The organism is Pseudomonas sp. SDT291_1_S447, from assembly GCF_054070155.1.
Map to the genome: position 1 here is coordinate 1 of NZ_JBSVXS010000233.1, position 3,102 is coordinate 3,102.

The following is a 3,102-nucleotide window of genomic DNA, read 5'->3' on the forward strand; positions in this document are numbered from 1 at the left end:
TTGATTTCTAGTCTTTGACTAGTTCGTTCTTTAAAAATTTGGGTATGTGATAGAAAGATAGACTGAACGTTACTTTCACTGGTAACGGATCAGGCTAAGGTAAAATTTGTGAGTTCTCTTAGTTGAGAAATTCGAATTTTCGGCGAATGTCGTCTTCACAGTATAACCAGATTGCTTGGGGTTATATGGTCAAGTGAAGAAGCGCATACGGTGGATGCCTTGGCAGTCAGAGGCGATGAAAGACGTGGTAGCCTGCGAAAAGCTTCGGGGAGTCGGCAAACAGACTTTGATCCGGAGATGTCTGAATGGGGGAACCCAGCCATCATAAGATGGTTATCTTGTACTGAATACATAGGTGCAAGAGGCGAACCAGGGGAACTGAAACATCTAAGTACCCTGAGGAAAAGAAATCAACCGAGATTCCCTTAGTAGTGGCGAGCGAACGGGGACTAGCCCTTAAGTGGCTTTGAGATTAGCGGAACGCTCTGGAAAGTGCGGCCATAGTGGGTGATAGCCCTGTACGCGAAAATCTCTTGGTCATGAAATCGAGTAGGACGGAGCACGAGAAACTTTGTCTGAATATGGGGGGACCATCCTCCAAGGCTAAATACTACTGACTGACCGATAGTGAACTAGTACCGTGAGGGAAAGGCGAAAAGAACCCCGGAGAGGGGAGTGAAATAGATCCTGAAACCGTATGCGTACAAGCAGTGGGAGCAGACTTTGTTCTGTGACTGCGTACCTTTTGTATAATGGGTCAGCGACTTATTTTCAGTGGCGAGCTTAACCGAATAGGGGAGGCGTAGCGAAAGCGAGTCTTAATAGGGCGTCTAGTCGCTGGGAATAGACCCGAAACCGGGCGATCTATCCATGGGCAGGTTGAAGGTTGGGTAACACTAACTGGAGGACCGAACCGACTACCGTTGAAAAGTTAGCGGATGACCTGTGGATCGGAGTGAAAGGCTAATCAAGCTCGGAGATAGCTGGTTCTCCTCGAAAGCTATTTAGGTAGCGCCTCATGTATCACTGTAGGGGGTAGAGCACTGTTTCGGCTAGGGGGTCATCCCGACTTACCAAACCGATGCAAACTCCGAATACCTACAAGTGCCGAGCATGGGAGACACACGGCGGGTGCTAACGTCCGTCGTGAAAAGGGAAACAACCCAGACCGTCAGCTAAGGTCCCAAAGTTATGGTTAAGTGGGAAACGATGTGGGAAGGCTTAGACAGCTAGGAGGTTGGCTTAGAAGCAGCCACCCTTTAAAGAAAGCGTAATAGCTCACTAGTCGAGTCGGCCTGCGCGGAAGATGTAACGGGGCTCAAACCATACACCGAAGCTACGGGTATCACCTTCGGGTGATGCGGTAGAGGAGCGTTCTGTAAGCCTGTGAAGGTGAGTTGAGAAGCTTGCTGGAGGTATCAGAAGTGCGAATGCTGACATGAGTAACGACAATGGGTGTGAAAAACACCCACGCCGAAAGACCAAGGTTTCCTGCGCAACGTTAATCGACGCAGGGTTAGTCGGTCCCTAAGGCGAGGCTGAAAAGCGTAGTCGATGGAAAACAGGTTAATATTCCTGTACTTCTGGTTATTGCGATGGAGGGACGGAGAAGGCTAGGCCAGCTTGGCGTTGGTTGTCCAAGTTTAAGGTGGTAGGCTGAGATCTTAGGTAAATCCGGGATCTTAAGGCCGAGAGCTGATGACGAGTTACCCTTTGGGTGACGAAGTGGTTGATGCCATGCTTCCAAGAAAAGCTTCTAAGCTTCAGGTAACCAGGAACCGTACCCCAAACCGACACAGGTGGTTGGGTAGAGAATACCAAGGCGCTTGAGAGAACTCGGGTGAAGGAACTAGGCAAAATGGCACCGTAACTTCGGGAGAAGGTGCGCCGGTGAGGGTGAAGGACTTGCTCCGTAAGCTCATGCCGGTCGAAGATACCAGGCCGCTGCGACTGTTTATTAAAAACACAGCACTCTGCAAACACGAAAGTGGACGTATAGGGTGTGACGCCTGCCCGGTGCCGGAAGGTTAATTGATGGGGTTAGCTAACGCGAAGCTCTTGATCGAAGCCCCGGTAAACGGCGGCCGTAACTATAACGGTCCTAAGGTAGCGAAATTCCTTGTCGGGTAAGTTCCGACCTGCACGAATGGCGTAACGATGGCGGCGCTGTCTCCACCCGAGACTCAGTGAAATTGAAATCGCTGTGAAGATGCAGTGTATCCGCGGCTAGACGGAAAGACCCCGTGAACCTTTACTATAGCTTTGCACTGGACTTTGAATTTGCTTGTGTAGGATAGGTGGGAGGCTTTGAAGCGTGGACGCCAGTTCGCGTGGAGCCATCCTTGAAATACCACCCTGGCAACTTTGAGGTTCTAACTCAGGTCCGTTATCCGGATCGAGGACAGTGTATGGTGGGTAGTTTGACTGGGGCGGTCTCCTCCTAAAGAGTAACGGAGGAGTACGAAGGTGCGCTCAGACCGGTCGGAAATCGGTCGTAGAGTATAAAGGCAAAAGCGCGCTTGACTGCGAGACAGACACGTCGAGCAGGTACGAAAGTAGGTCTTAGTGATCCGGTGGTTCTGTATGGAAGGGCCATCGCTCAACGGATAAAAGGTACTCCGGGGATAACAGGCTGATACCGCCCAAGAGTTCATATCGACGGCGGTGTTTGGCACCTCGATGTCGGCTCATCACATCCTGGGGCTGAAGCCGGTCCCAAGGGTATGGCTGTTCGCCATTTAAAGTGGTACGCGAGCTGGGTTTAGAACGTCGTGAGACAGTTCGGTCCCTATCTGCCGTGGACGTTTGAGATTTGAGAGGGGCTGCTCCTAGTACGAGAGGACCGGAGTGGACGAACCTCTGGTGTTCCGGTTGTCACGCCAGTGGCATTGCCGGGTAGCTATGTTCGGGAAAGATAACCGCTGAAAGCATCTAAGCGGGAAACTTGCCTCAAGATGAGATCTCACTGGAACCTTGAGTTCCCTGAAGGGCCGTCGAAGACTACGACGTTGATAGGTTGGGTGTGTAAGCGCTGTGAGGCGTTGAGCTAACCAATACTAATTGCCCGTGAGGCTTGACCATATAACACCCAAGCAATTTGCG

At 51.1% G+C, this 3,102-nt stretch carries 1 rRNA gene; it reads left to right on the forward strand.

Going from position 1 to position 3,102, the window contains the following annotated elements:
* Window positions 1–187 precede the first annotated feature (187 nt).
* Window positions 188–3,081: ribosomal RNA gene (locus tag ACW9IR_RS29070) — 23S ribosomal RNA — on the forward strand.
* The last annotated feature ends 21 nt before the right edge of the window (window positions 3,082–3,102 follow it).